Below are 16,876 nucleotides of genomic sequence, written 5' to 3' on the forward strand. Positions count from 1 at the left end.
GCCTGTAAGGTACAGTGCCCGGTTCCGCTCAGCCAGCATATCAGGATTTGAAACGGTTGTTAATTCGTTCACATAAAAGCAACATTAAATCTTTGCTGAATCGTTGAGTGCAGTGTAATCGGCTGTAAATCAGGCAGCCCTGGGCCTGATGCCGACGGCGGGAAGCGCCAAAATCCCGCCCCAGGAGCACAACATAATAACCATTCATTTGCAATGGTTATGAGGGCGAAGATCAAAATTTGAGAGGAAAGGACACCCCATTGAGCGGCCTTTTACTGCCCTCGGCGCATAAAAAAACGGCCCCTTTTCAGGAGCCGCTTGTTAACCGGTCAAACCAGCAGAATTACTTCTTCTTGGCTTTCGGGTTAGGCAGGTCAGTGATGCTGCCTTCGTAGATCTCTGCCGCCAGGCCCACGGATTCGTGCAGGGTCGGGTGAGCGTGGATGGTCAGCGCGATGTCTTCCGCGTCGCAGCCCATCTCGATGGCCAGACCGATTTCACCCAGCAGCTCGCCGCCGTTGGTGCCGACAATCGCGCCACCGATGATGCGGTGAGTTTCTTTGTCGAAGATCAGTTTGGTCATGCCGTCTGCACAATCGGAAGCGATAGCACGGCCTGAAGCCGCCCACGGGAAGGTGGAGGTCTCGTAGCTGATGCCTTTCTCTTTCGCTTCTTTCTCGGTCAGACCCACCCAGGCAACTTCCGGCTCGGTGTAAGCGATCGATGGGATCACTTTCGGGTCGAAGTAGTGCTTCATGCCGGCGATCACTTCCGCGGCAACGTGGCCTTCGTGCACGCCTTTGTGCGCCAGCATCGGCTGACCGACGATGTCGCCGATAGCGAAGATGTGCGGCACGTTGGTGCGCAGCTGTTTGTCGACGTTGATGAAGCCGCGCTCGTCAACTTCAACACCGGCTTTGCCGGCATCCAGCAGTTTGCCGTTCGGCACGCGGCCGATAGCCACCAGCACAGCATCGTAACGCTGTGGTTCGGCAGGGGCTTTTTTGCCTTCCATCGTGACGTAGATGCCGTCTTCTTTGGCTTCTACCGCAGTCACTTTGGTTTCCAGCATCAGGTTGAACTGCTTGCTGATGCGTTTGGTGAAGACTTTCACCACGTCTTTATCTGCAGCCGGGATAACCTGATCGAACATTTCGACCACGTCGATCTGTGAACCCAGCGCATGGTATACGGTGCCCATTTCCAGGCCGATGATGCCGCCGCCCATGACCAGCAGACGCTCTGGGACGGTTTTCAGCTCCAGCGCATCGGTAGAGTCCCACACGCGTGGATCTTCATGAGGAATGAATGGCAGTTGGATCGGACGAGAACCTGCAGCGATGATGGCGTTATCGAAGTTGATGGTGGTTGGACCATTTTCGCCTTCAACAACCAGGGTGTTAGCGCCGGTGAACTTGCCCAGGCCGTTGACCACTTTCACTTTACGGCCTTTAGCCATGCCAGCCAGACCGCCGGTCAGCTGATTGATGACTTTTTCTTTCCACACGCGCACTTTGTCGATGTCGGTTTTCGGCTCGCCGAAAACGATGCCGTGTTCGGCCAGCGCTTTGGCTTCTTCGATCACTTTGGCAACGTGCAGCAGTGCTTTGGAAGGGATACATCCCACGTTCAGGCAAACCCCGCCCAGAGTGGAATAACGTTCAACCAGAACGGTTTCAAGACCTAAGTCAGCGCAACGAAAGGCAGCAGAGTAACCTGCCGGGCCCGCCCCAAGTACCACGACCTGAGTTTTAATTTCAGTACTCATCATGACCTCTTAATTAGTTGTCCGGCGGGTCAGACGTCATTTTTATTGCTAATCGATCTCATAACGCCCTTCATCCACCGGGACGCTTACACCGCGAGCAGTTTACAGAATTGTTAATAATCTGCAAAGCGTGTTCGAGTGACCCGTGTCTCAACAATTTTGTCGAGTCATGCAAAACCCGACAAAACTGCTACTGAAGCGATAAGGGCGCAGCATAACTGCGCCCTTGATTCATTACATCACCAGACGGCGGATGTCAGACAGCATATTGTTGATGATGGTGATGAAACGCGCACCGTCTGCACCGTCGATAACGCGGTGGTCGAAGGAGAGCGACATCGGCATCATCAGGCGCGGCACGAACTCTTTGCCGTTCCACACCGGCTCCATCGCAGACTTGGAGACGCCCAGGATAGCCACTTCCGGCGCGTTGACGATCGGCGCGAAGTGAGTCGTCCCGATACCGCCAAGGCTAGAGATGGTGAAGCAACCGCCCTGCATTTCGCCGGCGGTCAGCTTACCGTCGCGCGCTTTCTTGGAGATAGCCATCAGCTCGCGAGACAGTTCGGTGATGCTCTTCTTGTTCACATCCTTGAATACCGGAACCACCAGGCCGTTTGGCGTATCAACCGCCACGCCGATGTTGATGTATTTTTTCAGCGTCAGCTTCTGGCCGTCTTCGGACAGCGAGCTGTTGAAACGCGGCATCTGCTCCAGCGCGGCGGCGACGGCTTTCATGATGAACACCACCGGGGTGAACTTCACGTCCAGCTTGCGCTTGGCGGCTTCTTCGTTCTGCTGCTTGCGGAAAGCTTCCAGATCGGTGATGTCGGTTTTGTCGAAGTGAGTCACGTGCGGGATCATCACCCAGTTGCGGCTCAGGTTGGCGCCAGAAATTTTCTGGATGCGGCCCATTTCGACTTCTTCGATCTCGCCGAACTTGCTGAAGTCCACTTTCGGCCATGGCAGCATGCCTGGCAGACCGCCGCCGGCAGCGGCCGGAGCGGCTTCGGCGCGTTTCACCGCGTCTTTCACGTAGGCCTGAACGTCTTCGCGCAGGATGCGGCCTTTACGACCGGTGCCCTTCACTTTCGCCAGGTTTACGCCGAACTCGCGCGCCAGACGGCGGATAACCGGGGTCGCGTGCACGTAGGCGGCGTTTTCGGTGAACTCGCCTTTGCTCTCGGCTTTGGCGGCCGGTGCAGGGGCTGCGGCTTCCTGCTTGGCCGGTGCCGGTGCGGCTTGCGCAGCAGGGGCAGCGGCCGGCGCAGCGCCTTCCACTTCGAACACCATGATCAGAGAACCGGTTTTCACTTTGTCGCCGGTATTGATCTTGATCTCTTTCACGGTACCCGCGAACGGCGCCGGCACTTCCATCGAAGCCTTGTCACCTTCAACGGTGATCAGCGACTGCTCGGCGGCAACTTTGTCGCCGACCTTCACCATCACTTCGGTCACTTCAACTTCGTCGCCGCCGATATCCGGCACCGCCACGTCTTTCGCAGCGCTTGCCGCTGCAGCCGGCGCTGGCTCAGCAGCCGGGGCCGCAGCGGAAGCTGCGCCGGCCACTTCGAATACCATGATCGGGGAGCCGGTTTTCACTTTGTCGCCGGTGTTGATCTTGATCTCTTTCACGATGCCGGCGAACGGCGCAGGCACTTCCATCGAAGCCTTGTCGCCTTCCACGGTGATCAGGGACTGCTCGGCTTCCACCTTGTCGCCCACTTTCACCAGGATCTCGGTCACTTCGACTTCGTCGGCGCCGATGTCCGGCACTGCGACGTCTTTGGCTGCAGCGGCAGCCGGCGCGGCAGGAGCCGCCGCCGGTTTTTCTTCCGCTTTGGCCGCCGGAGCAGCCTGAGCCGCACCTTCAGCTTCGAAGATCATGATCAGTTTGCCGGTTTCGGTTTTATCGCCGACCGCCACTTTGATCTCTTTCACCACGCCCGCCTGCGGGGATGGCACTTCCATGGAAGCCTTGTCGCCTTCCACGGTGATCAGCGATTGTTCAACTTCAACCTTATCGCCAACCTTCACCAGAATTTCAGTGATTTCTACTTCGTCTGCACCGATGTCCGGTACATTGATTTCGATAGACATTATTCAGTACCTCTTAGGCCAGACGCGGGTTAACTTTTTCTGGGTTGATGTCGAATTTCTTAATCGCATCAGCTACCACAGAAGCTTCGATTTCACCGCGTTTCGCCAATTCACCCAGCGCTGCAACCACGACGTAAGACGCATCGACTTCGAAGTGGTGACGCAGGTTTTCGCGGCTGTCTGAACGACCGAAGCCGTCAGTGCCCAGTACGCGATAATCGCTGGCTGGAACATAAGTACGAACCTGCTCTGCGAACAGCTTCATGTAGTCGGTAGAAGCTACCGCCGGCGCGTCGTTCATCACCTGAGCGATGTAAGGCACGCGTGGCGCTTCGGTTGGGTGCAGCATGTTCCAACGTTCGCAGTCCTGGCCGTCGCGCGCCAGTTCGGTGAAGGAAGTCACGCTGTAGGTGTCGGAACCCACGCCGTAGTCTTTCGCCAGGATCTGCGCGGCTTCGCGCACGTGACGCAGGATAGCGCCGGAGCCCAGCAGCTGTACCTTGCCTTTGCTGCCTTCCAGGGTTTCCAGCTTGTAGATACCCTTGCGGATACCTTCTTCTGCGCCCTGCGGCATCGCCGGCATGTGGTAGTTTTCGTTCAGCGTGGTCAGGTAGTAGTACACGTTTTCCGGGTTGTCGCCGTACATGCGCACCAGACCGTCGTGCATGATCACCGCCACTTCGTATGCGTAAGCCGGATCGTAAGAGATACAGTTAGGGATAGTCAGAGACTGGATGTGGCTGTGGCCGTCTTCGTGCTGCAGACCTTCACCGTTCAGGGTGGTACGGCCTGAAGTACCGCCGATCAGGAAGCCGCGCGCCTGTTGGTCGCCCGCCGCCCAGCACAGGTCGCCGATACGCTGGAAACCGAACATCGAGTAGTAGATGTAGAACGGGATCATCGGCAGATCGTTGGTGCTGTAGGACGTCGCTGCGGCCAGCCATGAAGAGGCTGCGCCCAGTTCGTTGATGCCTTCCTGCAGGATCTGGCCTTTCTCGTCTTCTTTGTAGTAGGCAACCTGCTCACGGTCCTGCGGGGTGTACTGCTGGCCGTTAGGGCTGTAGATGCCGATCTGACGGAACAGACCTTCCATACCGAAGGTACGCGCTTCGTCGGCGATGATTGGCACCAGGCGATCTTTGATCGACTTGTTCTTCAGCATCACGTTCAGGGCACGCACGAAGGCGATAGTGGTGGAGATCTCTTTGTTCTGCTCTTCCAGCAGTGAGCTGAAGTCTTCCAGCGCCGGCATTTCCAGCTTCTGGGTGAACTCCGGCAGGCGGGTAGGCACGTAGCCTTTCAGCGCCTGACGACGTTCGTGCAGGTATTTGTACTCTTCGGAGTCTTTCTCGAAGGTGATGTACGGCAGTTTTTCGATGTCGGCATCGGCAACCGGCACGTTGAAACGATCGCGGAAGTGGTGAACCCCTTCCATGTTCATTTTCTTCACCTGGTGAGCGATGTTTTTACCTTCCGCAGTTTCACCCATGCCGTAACCTTTGATGGTGTGGGCCAGGATTACGGTTGGTTTGCCTTTGGTGTCCTGCGCTTTTTTCAGTGCGGCAAAGACTTTCTTCGGATCGTGACCGCCACGGTTCAGCGCCCAGATTTCGTCGTCGGTCATGTCTTTGACCAGCGCCGCGGTTTCCGGGTAACGGCCGAAGAAGTGCTCGCGCACGTAAGCGCCGTCTTTGGATTTGAAGGTCTGGTAGTCGCCGTCCAGGGTCTCGTTCATCAGCTGAACCAGTTTACCGCTGGTGTCTTTGCGCAGCAGCTCATCCCAACGGCCGCCCCAGATCACTTTCAGCACCTGCCAGCCTGCGCCGGAGAAGATGCCTTCCAGTTCGTTGATGATCTTGCCGTTGCCGGTGACCGGGCCGTCCAGGCGCTGCAGGTTGCAGTTGATGACGAACACCAGGTTGTCCAGCTTCTCGCGGGTCGCGATGGTGATGGCGCCTTTGGATTCAGGCTCATCCATCTCGCCGTCGCCCAGGAAGGCGTAAACGGTTTGCTCAGAGGTGTTCTTCAGACCGCGGTGTTCCAGGTACTTCAGGAACTTGGCCTGGTAGATGGCGCTGATTGGGCCCAGGCCCATGGAGACGGTCGGGAACTGCCAGAATTCCGGCATCAGTTTTGGATGCGGGTAAGAGGACAGGCCTTTGCCGTGAACTTCCTGACGGAAGTTGTTCATTTGTTCTTCGGTCAGGCGGCCTTCAAGGAAGGCACGCGCGTAAACGCCCGGAGAGATGTGGCCCTGGAAGTAAACCAGGTCGCCGCCGTCTTGCTCGTTGCGTGCGCGGAAGAAGTGGTTAAAGCAGACTTCATAGAAGGTCGCGGAAGACTGGAAGGAAGCCATGTGGCCGCCCAGCTCCAGGTCTTTCTTGGAAGCACGCAGAACGGTCATGATCGCGTTCCAGCGGATAGCTGAGCGAATGCGACGTTCCAGATCCAGATTACCCGGGTAAGCAGGTTCATCTTCCACCGCGATGGTGTTGACGTAGTTGTGAGCCGCAGCGCCGGCCGCAACGTTAACGCCGCCTTTGCGAGCTTCACCCAATACCTGATCAATCAGAAACTGAGCTCGTTCAACACCCTCTTCACGGATGACCGATTCGATCGCCTGCAGCCAGTCGCGGGTTTCGATCGGATCCACGTCATTGTTTAAACGTTCTGACATGGTGGTATTCCTTATCTGTCTAATGGTTTGTTTGGAGCCTGTCTTCCTGTGCTCTATGAAAAAACACACGAAGACAGGCCCATCAGTTTAGTTGCCGCTTAGGTACTTAACTAAGTACCTCGAACCAAAACTCCACAGGCTGGTGTGCCCTGAAGAGCCAGGCTCTTAATCCTTGCGTTGCTGGAGACGCCGTAGCGATCTCTCGCGCCGGGTATGCTCCCGGCTGAGATCCAGCAAGATTTCCTCGATAAACGCCAAGTGGCGGTGCGAGGCTTCACGGGCCTTTTCCGGCTCGCGTGCCACAATCGCCTCAAAAATCCCGGCGCGGTGGCTGCTCACTTTTGCCAACATCTCACGGCGCGAGTAGAGCAATTCAAAGTTCTGACGCACGTTCTGTTCCAGCATCGGCCCCATGCAGCGTAGCAGGTGCAGCAACACAACGTTGTGGGCGGCTTCGGTCACGGCGATTTGGTACTGCATGACCGCGTCGGCTTCGGCGTCGAGATCGCCGCTGTCCTGGGCCTGCTGAATCACAATGTGGCAATCGCGGATGCGCGCCAGATCTTCATCGGTGCCGCGCAGCGCCGCGTAATAGGCGGCAATGCCTTCCAGCGCGTGACGGGTTTCCAGCAGATCGAATTGTGATTCGGGATGGTCGGCCAGCAGTTCAGCCAGCGGATCGCTGAAGCTCTGCCACAGATTAGTTTGCACAAAGGTGCCGCCGCCCTGACGGCGCAGGAGCAGCCCTTTGGCTTCCAGGCGCTGAATGGCCTCTCTCAGAGAAGGGCGGGAAACATCAAATTGTTTCGCCAGCTCGCGCTCCGGAGGCAGCTTTTCGCCTGGACGCAGCGTTCCCTCGAGGATCAGGTATTCGAGCTGCTGCTCGATAACGTCTGACAACTTGGGTTGGCGGATTTTGCTGTAGGCCATGGGTGAATTCATCTCTGCGAATGGCGCGGAGTCAATTGGTAATACCAATTTCAAAAACGTGACGGTAAAGTAACAAAGTATTCACCTCCTGTCCATATGGGCCTTGATCGAAATCAGCTTACCCGCACATTTTAACACCCTGACTAAACGCCCGCCGCAAGCCGGTAACGCCGGGCTAGTAATACCCTTTACGCGCCGGGCTTTTGATTTAACTTTTACCAAACCTTACATCAGGCAGAGTGCAAACTTTTTGCCTGCGTTTTATTGCATGATTATTAAGCTTTTATGAATGGCTATTTCGCGAACGACGATGGAACGAGCTGTTTACTATTTAAGCGCGGGAAAAAGGTCTTATCTACGTTATTTTTGCGCATTATGTGATTTGTTGCTTATTTCATGCACTGAATCCCCTTTGCCGTCACACAACCCGCATTTTGTTTCCTAAACTGCTGAAATCTTAATCACTCACACGACAAAGCAGGTGCAAACTGACGCGCATAACATTATTCTTTGCCGAACGGTAGCGGCTCCGTGGAATTAATAGCTACAACGCCGTAAATAAAACAAAACACACATCGTAACCACTGCTTTACAGCATGTGAGTCATTCGCAACGACAGAGGGTTTCATTGATGGATGGTCAACAGCATGGCGACCAGCTGAAACGCGGCCTGAAAAACCGGCATATTCAGCTTATTGCCTTAGGTGGCGCAATAGGTACCGGGCTATTCCTCGGTATCGCTCAAACAATAAAAATGGCCGGCCCGTCGGTCATTCTCGGCTATGCCATTGGCGGTTTCATCGCGTTTTTGATCATGCGCCAGCTGGGCGAAATGGTGGTGGAAGAGCCGGTCGCCGGTTCCTTCAGCCACTTCGCCTACAAATATTGGGGCAACTTCGCCGGCTTCGCTTCCGGCTGGAACTACTGGGTGCTGTACGTGCTGGTGGCGATGGCGGAACTGACCGCGGTCGGCATTTACGTGCAGTACTGGTGGCCGGAGATCCCGACCTGGGTCTCCGCCGCGGTGTTCTTCCTGGCGATCAACGCCATCAACCTGGCCAACGTGAAGGTCTACGGTGAGATGGAGTTCTGGTTCGCCATCATCAAGGTGGTGGCGATCATCGGTATGATTGTCTTCGGCGCCTACCTGTTGTTCAGCGGCCTGGGCGGCCCGGAAGCCACCGTCACCAACCTGTGGGCGCAGGGCGGGTTCTTCCCGAACGGCATCATGGGCCTGGTGATGGCGATGGCGGTGATCATGTTCTCGTTTGGCGGCCTCGAACTGGTGGGCATCACCGCCGCAGAAGCCGACAACCCGCAAAAAAGCATCCCCAAAGCCACCAACCAGGTTATCTACCGCATCCTGCTGTTCTATATCGGCTCGCTGACTATCCTGCTGTCGCTGTATCCGTGGGGCAAAGTGGTCGAAGGCGGCAGCCCGTTCGTGCTGATCTTCCATGCGCTGAACAGCAACCTGGTGGCGACCGTGCTGAATATCGTGGTGCTGACCGCCGCGCTGTCGGTGTATAACAGCTGCGTTTACTGCAACAGCCGCATGCTGTACGGCCTGGCGAAGCAGGGCAACGGGCCGAAAAGCCTGCTGAAGGTCGACGGCCGCGGCGTGCCGGTCATCGCCATCGGCGTCTCCGCCCTCGCCACCGCATTCTGCGTGCTGATCAACTACCTGATCCCGGGCCGCGCCTTCGAACTGCTGATGGCGCTGGTGGTATCGGCGCTGGTGATTAACTGGGCGATGATCAGCCTGGCGCATCTGAAGTTCCGCGCCGCCAAGAACCGCGAGGGCGTAGAGCCGAAGTTCAAGGCCTTCTGGTACCCGTTCAGCAACTACCTGTGCCTGCTGTTTATGGCCGGCATCCTGGTGATCATGTACCTGACGCCGGGGATTCAAATCTCGGTGCTGCTGATCCCGGTATGGGTGGCGGTGCTGGCCATCGGCTACGCCGTCAAGCAGCGCAGCCAACGCATCGCCGGCGCCACCAGCCGCTGATGCCGTAACGCCAAAATAAAATGGCCCGCATTTGCGGGCCATTTTTTTCGCCTGAACGCAGCTTATTTGCGCAGCGCTTTTACCTGCTCAGCGGTGATGTCCGCCGGCAGGCCGCCCCAGGTAACCCGCAGATAGTTCACCAGCTCCGCCACCTGCGCATCGTCCAGCCGCTCGCCGAAGGCCGGCATGCTCTGCATGCTTTCGCCGTTGGGGAACTGCTGGGCCGGCAACCCGTCCAGTACCGAGACGATCAGGTTCTTGCCGTCCGGCTGGCGCAGCGTCGCGTTATCGCGCATCGCCACCGCCACGTGCGGTTTGCCCTCGCCTTCTCGCGCATGGCAGCCGGAACACTGGTCCAGATAGCTCATGCGGCCGGCGTCGCTACCCTGCCCCGCTTTCACCGGCACTGCAGCCGGCGGTTCGTCACCCATCAGATAGGTGGCCAGCGCCTGGCTGTCTTCCGGCGTCAGGTTACGGGTGCTGAGATCCACCACCATGTGCATTTCGCTGAAGGCGGAGCCCTGCGGCGCGATGCCGGTGCTGAGGAAACGGCCGACGTCCTGCGGCGTCCAGCCGCGCTGCGCCAGGCCGTGCGGCGTGATGTCCGGCGCCATAAAGCGCCCGAGATCCCCCCCCTGCATCGGCTTGCCGAGATCCATTTGCCCCAGCATGCCGCGCGGCGTATGGCATTCGCCGCAGTGCCCCAGCGTATCCGCCAGATAACGGCCACGTTGCCACTGTGCCGAAGCCCCCTGCGAACTGGCCGGCAAAGGCTCCTGATTGCGGAACAACAGGTTCCAGCCAATCAGCGCCATACGCTGGTTGAACGGGAACGGCATGGCGTTTTCCGGCACGGCAACGTCGACCGCCGGGCGCGTCATCAGATAGGCGTAGATATCATCAGCGTCCTGGCGGGATATCCCCTTATACGAGGTGTAAGGCATCGCCGGGTACAGATGGCGGCCGCCCGGCGCCACGCCCTGGGTCAGGGCCAGGAAGAAATCGTCTTTGGTCCAGCGGCCAATGCCGTGGTCGGCCGAAGGCGTCAGGTTGCTGCCGTAAATGGTGCCGAACGGCGTATCCAGCGGATAGCCCCCCGCCAAAGGCGCGCCGCCGCTGGCGGTGTGGCAGGCGGCGCAGTCGGCGGCCTGCGCCAGATAGCGGCCGCGGGCTATCTGTTCGGCGCCGGCGGTCACCTGCTGCACCGGGCCGTCATAGCGGCGGTTTTCCCGCCACCACAGCAGCGCAATGACCACTATCGCCACCAGCAGGATCAACAGTGCGAGACGTTTTTTCATTGCGTCGTCTCCTTCAGCAGGCCCGGCGTCTTCAACACCACGTCGCGCACCGCTTCGTAGTAGCGCACATAGCCGGTACAGCGGCAAATATGGCTGTCCAGCGCCCGTTCGATGGCGCTTTCCAGCTGCTCACGGGCAATCGGCTCCCGCTTGAGCTTCTCGACGAAAATGGTGGCGGCGTTGACGAAGCCCGGCGTGCAGTAACCGCACTGGAAGCTGTAGTGCTCCAGAAAAGCCTGCTGAATGGGTGAAAGCACCACCTCGCCCTGCTCATCCACCTTCGCATGCCCTTCAACGGTGCGCACCTGCTTGCCGCTGAAGAAGTGGGCGCCGGTAATGCAGGTGCGCACCTCTTCGCTGGTGCCGCTCGGGTGATCGACAATCGCCACGCAGGCGTGACAGATACCCTGCCCGCAACCGAGCCGCGAACCGGTCAGGTCGAGATATTCGTGCAGGAAATCGATCATCATCAGCCCTTCCGGCACCTCGATAGGGCCATACTGCTTATCGTTGACGGTCAGGGAAATCGGCTGGGTTTTAATGCTCATTGCAATACCTCACGAATATTTTCTGCACGAACGGGCAAATCACGGAAACGGTGGCCGGTGGCGTCGGCGATGGCGTTGACCAGCGCGGCCACTACCGGGATCATCACCACCTCGGCCATGCCTTTCGGCGGATCGGTTTCCGACAGCGCAGGCAGGATGTCACCGGTCTGTTTCCACACCGCCACGTCGCTGGCGCGCGGCAGGTGGTAACGGTTGAAGTTCCAGGTGCCGTTGCCCGGCCCGTCTTCGTACAGCGGTAAATATTCGTGCAGCGCATGGCCAATGCCCATCGCCAGGCCGCCCTGCAGTTGGCCGGAGACCAGCTCCGGCACGATCATATTGCCGCATTCCATAATCGAGTGGTGGTTCAGCAATTCTACCTGGCCGGTGGCGATATCCACCGCCACTTCCGCCAGCGTGCCGACGGCGCTGTAGTAGGTCACCGCCGCGTTGTTACGCTGGGTCGGCGGATAATAAACCTGCGCGCGCGCCTGGGTGGTGAACTCGCCGCCGGCGTTGCGCAGCGCCAACCCGTCGATCGGCAGGCGCTCCGCCTGACCGTTGAGGGTGAAATCGGCCTCCGCCCACTGCCAGCGGTTAAATACGTGTACCGCCGCACCGGTGACGCCGCCCATCTGATAGGCCTTTTTCGCCAACAGTTCCAGGCTGAGCACCGACATGCCCGCCGCCGTCAGCCCACCTTCCACCCAGCGCGCATCTTCGCGCCGCACCACCAGCGGCGCCGCCTGGCCACCGCCGATACCGGCCTGCCACAGCGCCATCGCCGCCGGCCACAGACCGCGATCGAAGATCAGGCGCGCCGCTTCGCGGGTGCTGTGCGAGAAGTAATAGGCCGAGTTGCTGGCGCTGGACGGCGAGCAATAGCTCGGCGTCCAGTTGGGGTCGGTTTGCAGCCTGTCCTGTTCGGCCTGCGACATCAGGTAGGGATCGCCGCTGGTGACCATCGGCAACACCGACCAGTCGGTCACCGAGAAATGCGCCTCGTCCGCCGGTTTGCCCAGCCACTGCGCGCACAGCACCGACTGCGAGGTCGACATGCCGGTGCCCATTTCCGCGCCGCTGTGGTGCAACACGATGCGCCCCTCTTCGCTCAGCTCGACGCGGGCGAAGGAGGTCTCTGCGCCGGTGCCGAAGTCTTTCTGCACGCAGCCGAAGCCGACGCCGTAGCGTTTGCCCGGGTGCCGGCTTTCAAACTCGGCCTTGCGTTCGGCGCGCTTAAGCCACATTTCATGCTGCGCCGCCTTCTCCAGCACCTCGTCGGCGCGAATGGCACCAGCCGGGATCGCTCCCTGGGTGTTTTTCATGCCCGATTTCAGCACGTTGCGCAGGCGGAACGCGATCGGGTCAATCTTCAGCTCGGCGGCCAGTTCGTCCACCATCATCTCGGTGGCGGCCATGCTCTGCAGCGTGCCGTAGCCGCGCGCCGAACCGGCGTCGATCGCCCGCGAGGCCAGCCCCACCGAAGAAAGATCGCTTTTCGGGAAGTAATAAATCGACTGGGCGGCGGTAGCGCCGACCATCACCACCGAAGGGGTAAAATTGCTGCGGCCGCCGCCGTCGGCGGTCATCTCGCCGTGGAACGACTGCAGCACGCCAGTCTGGCGGTTGACCGCAATGCGGTAGCTCATGTCGAAAGCATGGCGTTTCAACGCGGTCTGGAACTGCTCGAAGCGGTCATTGGCCAACCGCACCGGATGGCCGTCGCCGTACATCGCCGCCACCGCGCCGTAATACGGGAAGTTGTAGTGATCTTTCGAACCGTAGCCGACGGTGTAGCACGGGTGCAGGATCAATTGTTTCACCGGCGGATTGCGCTTGGCCAGCATGCGCGGCATCTCGTCGGCCACCTCCTGCGGCGACTGGGTCGGCACCACCAGATGCAGCGTTTGCGTCGCGGCGTCGAACCAGCCGTTGGCGTTATCCGGCTCCAGCGCCGAGGTGTCGATGGACTGCGTGGTGTAGCGCCGCGACATCACCAGCCAGTCGGCCGGCGGCGTCTCCAGTTCGGCGGCGATCATGCCGGCATAATGCATGCCTTCCTGATCCAACTTGCCCCCCTCGCGGCCCTCCGGCCATACCGGCAGGTGCTTTTTCATCGACACCGGGAAAATCGGAGTATCTTTCAGGCTGGAGAAGCGATCTTCGTCGAACGGCTGCTCGCCGCCCACCCGCACATAGCGGAAGCTGCCCCAGGGGTCGCGCTCCAGCGGGCCGGTGACGGCGCCGTATTTGACAGTTTCTTCACGAAACTTCAGCCGGTCTTTGGCGAAACGGAAACGGGCGAAATCATGGTAAATCAGGATCGCCACCGCCTGGCCGAGATAGGCCGGGGTTTTGCCGCTGGGCAGCAGCATGTCGTCGCCGTAAAACGCCGGGAAGGCCAGCCCGTCGCGCGCCAGATCCTCTGCCGTCACCAATCGGTCCGGCTGCAGATCATCCCCCAGCAGCGACAGATCGACGCCCTCAAACAGCCGATCGGCCTTGGTGACGCGCAGGATAAAGGCATGCGCCTGTTTTTGCGGCCAGTGCGGCATATCCACCGCGCGAATATCGCGGGCGAAGACCTTTTGCCCCATCACCTTGGCGCGGCCGTCGATGCGAAAACGCACCCGTTTGGCGTGCGGATCCCAATTCGGCGACTGGAGGATCTTTTCTTCGAACAGCGCGGCGTAGGCGCGGCTGTATAACGGAGCGAGGTAGACGGATACCCCCGCTATCACGGCGCTTTTAATAAAGCGGCGCCGCGATGGGTTGAAATTGCTCATAAAAAGTCCTTCACATCTTTATTGTAGTTTTATGTGCAGCGGTGTTGTTGCGCAAACGCTGACGACCTTGCCGTAGACGCTATAAGCATATGCTTATAACCAAAATTATGTGATGATTAACACTTCGTTTTCAACAAAAAAACATATCAAAAACACATATAATTTGTATGCTAATAAAGAGTTTGCGCAAACGCGGATCTGAGAGATGACTACAGGCATTCTTATCGCCGCCGCCGGGCGCAGTGAGCGCTTCATACGGGCCGGCGGCCAGGGCAACAAATTAAACGCCAAATTTGCCGATGCGGCGGGCCGGCAACGCCCGCTGTTTGAGCATACGCTGCGCCAGGCGCTGGCATCCGGCCTGCCGGTGCATGTCGTCACCCGGCCCGACAACCTGCAGGTACAGAAAATCTGCGCCGCCAACCAAACCCCGGTGACGCTGCTGGCCAGCGCCGGGCTGGGCGACTCCATCGCCGCCGGGGTTGCCGCCACGCCGCAGTGGCAAGGCTGGTTGATTCACCTGGCCGATATGCCGTTCGTTACGCCGGATGTGTTCCTGCAGGTCGCCGAGGCGCTGAAAAGTCACCCGATAGTCCGCCCCGGTTTCGATCAACAGCCGGGCCACCCGGTCGGCTTTTCAGCTCTATTGCGCAACGAACTTTGCCGGCTGCTCGGCGATAATGGCGCACGCGAACTGTTGCAGCGGGGGGCAGTGCATTTGCTGCCGCTTGATCGGGCAACCGTCGTGCAGGATATTGATCTTCCGTCTCAACTACCGGCCAGCGAGTAAATTCAGCCATGCAACATCTCGACGTTACCGTGGTCAGCCAGGCGATAAGCTGGCTGCAGCAGCAGCCGGTATGGCTGTGCACCGTGCTCAACACCTACGGCTCCTCGCCGCGCTCGCCCGGCGCGCTGATGGCCGCCACCCGCGACGGCCGCTATAGCGGTTCGCTGTCGGGGGGATGCGTTGAGGAGGATTTTCTGCGCCGGGTGGCGGCTGGGGAATACCAGGCCGCCAGCCAGGTGATCCGCTACGGGGAAGGCGGCATGGAGCCGAACGGGGCGCTGCCCTGCGGCGGCGTGCTGGACGTGCTGATTGAGTACCTGCCGGCCGGAGACGCCAGCATTGCTTACCTGAGCCGCATCGCCGCCGCTCTGGACGGGCATCACGCCTTGGTCAAACGCCTGACGCTGCCGCAGGCCTGCAGCAGCCTGGAACCGAGCGGCTTCGCCAGCGCCACTCAGGTTGAACGCGACCACCAGCAGATCACCCTGCATATCGCCGCCGCTCCGCGCCTGCTGATCGCCGGGCTGTCCAGCGTGGCGCTGTATTGCGCCGATTTCGCCACCGCATTGGGGTTTGAAGTGCTGGTATGTGAAAACCGCCCGGAGGCGCTGGATAATTTCGCCGGCCAACTCAAACCCGACGTGACGCTGCTGCGGCAGTTCCCGGCCAAGTTTATCGAAAACGGCGGTTGCCACGCCAACACCGCCGTAGTGGCGCTGACCCACGATCCGCGCATGGATGACCTGACGCTGATGGAGGCTATCCATACGCCGGCGTTTTACATCGGCGCCATGGGATCGTTAAGAAACAGTACGCGGCGGCGCCAGCGGCTGCAGCAAATTGCCGAATTCACCCCGCAAGATCTGGAACGCATTCACGCGCCAATAGGCCTGCCGCTGGGCAGTAAAACGCCGGCCGAGATCGCTTTGGCGGTAATGGCGGCCATCGTGCTGCAGAAAAACCGCCTCCCCCACCCCGAACCTGTCACCCCAGAGGCGTCACCGGCACCAGGTGCTGAAGCTCAATATGCAGCTCCTCCCGCTCATTCAGCCGATAGCTGAACATCGTCAGGTCCGGCCCTTCCCTGCGGGCCAGGCCGAGCTCCGGCAGTGTCTGAGTGTAGATATGCAAGAGGTGATCGTTCAGCGCCACCGGCTTGCCGGAATAGCAGAAGCGGCAGAACTCGCCGTCAATGTCCGGCAGCGGCTCGAGATTTATCCCGTTATCTGAAGGCCAATCCGCCGCCACGCCGAGCGAATAATCGATCCGTACCCGTTCCCCGTCCGGCATCAGGTGGGTAAGCGCGTAGGTTAACTCCGGGCGGCCGCCAATATGCGCATAGAATTCTTCTCTGAACGCGCTGCGGATAGGCATATGGGACTTTCCCAAATTCGCCACATCCAGATGGTAGGAATAGCACTTTCCCTTCAACACATACTGCCCGGGGGCGATGCTGACGCGATCGACCTGGATGTCGCCGGGCTGGTTGGCCGACAGCGAACGTACCAGATGGCTGAAGTCCTGTTTACGCGCATGGCGATACACGCTGGGAGATTCGGCGAAGTGTTTTTTGAAGCAGCGGGAAAAGGTTTGCTGGTTATCGAACTGATATTGAATGGAGATATCGAGAATGCTTTTTTGGGTAAAGCGCAGAGCGAAGGCGGCGAGGCACAAACGGCGAGCGCGAATATAGGAAGCCAGCGACAAGCCCGTTTGCTTCTTGAACATACGCTGCAGATACCATTTCGTGTAGCCGGATTTGGCCGAGACGATATCCAATGACAGCGGCTTGGTCAGGTTATCTTCAATCCAGACCAACAGTTCCCTTATATGACTTTCCTGCGTTCCCATGTGCTTGCCGAGCCTTATTTTCCCAATATGCCTTTTCGCGCGTTTTACTGCTTTCCACGTAGGGTATACAGGTTAAAACTTGGCGTCCAGCAGGCTACAGGACTTTACACAGGGCTTAAC

The 16,876-nt window shown here is 59.0% G+C and carries 11 protein-coding genes; 3 read left to right on the forward strand and 8 right to left on the reverse strand.

Annotation, left to right across the window (positions count from 1 at the left end; translation table 11 throughout):
* Positions 1–343 precede the first annotated feature (343 nt).
* From lpdA to pdhR, 4 genes are all read right to left on the reverse strand, one after another.
* Positions 344–1,768, reverse strand: coding sequence for a dihydrolipoyl dehydrogenase (gene lpdA / locus KHA73_RS20120; RefSeq protein WP_234586255.1), 1,425 nt, complete (start codon positions 1,766–1,768; stop codon positions 344–346).
* Between the two features lie 234 nt (positions 1,769–2,002).
* Positions 2,003–3,868, reverse strand: a complete 1,866-nt coding sequence (aceF, locus tag KHA73_RS20125; RefSeq protein WP_234586256.1) for a pyruvate dehydrogenase complex dihydrolipoyllysine-residue acetyltransferase — start codon at positions 3,866–3,868, stop codon at positions 2,003–2,005.
* 13 nt (positions 3,869–3,881) lie between these two features.
* Positions 3,882–6,545, reverse strand: coding sequence for a pyruvate dehydrogenase (acetyl-transferring), homodimeric type (gene aceE, locus KHA73_RS20130; protein ID WP_234586258.1), 2,664 nt, complete (start codon positions 6,543–6,545; stop codon positions 3,882–3,884).
* 165 nt (positions 6,546–6,710) lie between these two features.
* On the reverse strand, positions 6,711–7,475 hold the full coding sequence (pdhR, locus tag KHA73_RS20135) for a pyruvate dehydrogenase complex transcriptional repressor PdhR (RefSeq protein ID WP_004937490.1): 765 nt from the start codon (positions 7,473–7,475) through the stop codon (positions 6,711–6,713).
* A gap of 631 nt (positions 7,476–8,106) precedes the next feature.
* On the opposite strand from pdhR, the gene KHA73_RS20140 reads away from it, so the two are divergent.
* Positions 8,107–9,483, forward strand: coding sequence for an amino acid permease (locus KHA73_RS20140; RefSeq protein WP_234586260.1), 1,377 nt, complete (start codon positions 8,107–8,109; stop codon positions 9,481–9,483).
* Between the two features lie 62 nt (positions 9,484–9,545).
* Here the strand turns inward: KHA73_RS20140 and KHA73_RS20145 are convergent, their stop codons facing one another.
* From KHA73_RS20145 to KHA73_RS20155, 3 genes are read right to left on the reverse strand one after another with little or no spacing between them, the layout of a single operon-like run.
* Complete coding sequence (locus tag KHA73_RS20145; protein ID WP_234586261.1) at positions 9,546–10,781, reverse strand: cytochrome c; 1,236 nt, start codon at positions 10,779–10,781, stop codon at positions 9,546–9,548.
* A complete protein-coding gene (locus KHA73_RS20150) occupies positions 10,778–11,329 on the reverse strand; it encodes a (2Fe-2S)-binding protein (protein ID WP_234586263.1) in 552 nt (183 codons plus the stop codon). Before KHA73_RS20150 ends, KHA73_RS20145 begins: the two co-directional genes overlap by 4 nt.
* Complete coding sequence (locus KHA73_RS20155) at positions 11,326–14,115, reverse strand: xanthine dehydrogenase family protein molybdopterin-binding subunit (protein ID WP_234586264.1); 2,790 nt, start codon at positions 14,113–14,115, stop codon at positions 11,326–11,328. Before KHA73_RS20155 ends, KHA73_RS20150 begins: the two co-directional genes overlap by 4 nt.
* A 205-nt stretch (positions 14,116–14,320) precedes the next feature.
* On the opposite strand from KHA73_RS20155, the gene KHA73_RS20160 reads away from it, so the two are divergent.
* Both KHA73_RS20160 and KHA73_RS20165 read left to right on the forward strand, forming a co-directional pair.
* On the forward strand, positions 14,321–14,905 hold the full coding sequence (locus KHA73_RS20160; protein WP_234586266.1) for a nucleotidyltransferase family protein: 585 nt from the start codon (positions 14,321–14,323) through the stop codon (positions 14,903–14,905).
* An 8-nt stretch (positions 14,906–14,913) separates the two neighbouring features.
* A complete protein-coding gene (locus KHA73_RS20165) occupies positions 14,914–15,966 on the forward strand; it encodes an XdhC family protein (RefSeq protein WP_234586268.1) in 1,053 nt (350 codons plus the stop codon).
* On the opposite strand, the gene KHA73_RS20170 is transcribed toward KHA73_RS20165, so the two are convergent.
* Complete coding sequence (locus tag KHA73_RS20170) at positions 15,890–16,723, reverse strand: helix-turn-helix domain-containing protein (RefSeq protein WP_234586270.1); 834 nt, start codon at positions 16,721–16,723, stop codon at positions 15,890–15,892. The two genes, KHA73_RS20165 and KHA73_RS20170, sit on opposite strands and share 77 nt — an antisense overlap.
* Positions 16,724–16,876: the final 153 nt, after the last annotated feature.

The sequence above is a fragment of the Serratia entomophila genome, assembly GCF_021462285.1.
In the GTDB taxonomy this organism is placed as follows: domain Bacteria; phylum Pseudomonadota; class Gammaproteobacteria; order Enterobacterales; family Enterobacteriaceae; genus Serratia; species Serratia entomophila.

Coding starts and splice junctions, on each gene's coding strand:
- KHA73_RS20155 (WP_234586264.1), bottom strand. CDS start 14,115: ATGAGCAATTTCAACCCATCGCGGCGCCGCTTTATTAAAAGCGCCGTG.
- lpdA (WP_234586255.1), bottom strand. CDS start 1,768: ATGAGTACTGAAATTAAAACTCAGGTCGTGGTACTTGGGGCGGGCCCG.
- aceE (WP_234586258.1), bottom strand. CDS start 6,545: ATGTCAGAACGTTTAAACAATGACGTGGATCCGATCGAAACCCGCGAC.
- pdhR (WP_004937490.1), bottom strand. CDS start 7,475: ATGGCCTACAGCAAAATCCGCCAACCCAAGTTGTCAGACGTTATCGAG.
- KHA73_RS20145 (WP_234586261.1), bottom strand. CDS start 10,781: ATGAAAAAACGTCTCGCACTGTTGATCCTGCTGGTGGCGATAGTGGTC.
- KHA73_RS20160 (WP_234586266.1), top strand. CDS start 14,321: ATGACTACAGGCATTCTTATCGCCGCCGCCGGGCGCAGTGAGCGCTTC.
- KHA73_RS20165 (WP_234586268.1), top strand. CDS start 14,914: ATGCAACATCTCGACGTTACCGTGGTCAGCCAGGCGATAAGCTGGCTG.
- KHA73_RS20140 (WP_234586260.1), top strand. CDS start 8,107: ATGGATGGTCAACAGCATGGCGACCAGCTGAAACGCGGCCTGAAAAAC.
- aceF (WP_234586256.1), bottom strand. CDS start 3,868: ATGTCTATCGAAATCAATGTACCGGACATCGGTGCAGACGAAGTAGAA.
- KHA73_RS20150 (WP_234586263.1), bottom strand. CDS start 11,329: ATGAGCATTAAAACCCAGCCGATTTCCCTGACCGTCAACGATAAGCAG.